Source organism: Thermoflexus sp., from assembly GCF_040289485.1.
GTDB lineage: Bacteria > Chloroflexota > Anaerolineae > Thermoflexales > Thermoflexaceae > Thermoflexus.
The window spans coordinates 6,434-6,825 of the sequence record NZ_PSLG01000088.1; the positions used below are offsets into that span (position 1 = coordinate 6,434).

General features: G+C 70.9%; 1 protein-coding gene. It reads right to left on the reverse strand.

Annotated elements, in window-relative coordinates; genetic code table 11:
* The coding region (locus C4313_RS10755; RefSeq protein ID WP_503012467.1) for a TolB family protein at positions 1-392 on the reverse strand (392 nt) is incomplete at both ends.

Sequence of the window (392 nt, forward strand, 5' to 3'; positions counted from 1 at the left end):
TTCCCCTTCGGTGATGATGTAACTGAGGAAGCGGCCGTCGGGGGAGAAGGCGGGCTGGAAGACGGGCGTGGCGTCGTCGCCGGCGACGGTCTCCACGGCGCGGAGGCGCGGGGGCGATCCTTCCAGGCGGGCGAGTTGGAGCCGGGATCCGTCCCAAGGCATTTGGGGGTGGTCCCATTCCACCCAGGCGATGAGGGTTCCGGCGGGGTGCCAGGCGGGCTGCATATAGAAATCAGCGCCGGCGGCGATGGAGAGCGGCCAGAGGGCGCCCTCGGCGTCCACCAGGGCCAGGCGATCGGTCTGGCCATCGGAGTGGACATAAAGGATCCACCGGCCGTCGGGGGAAGGGGTGGGGGCGGCGGCGGCTCCGAAGGGTGGCGTGAGGGGGTGGG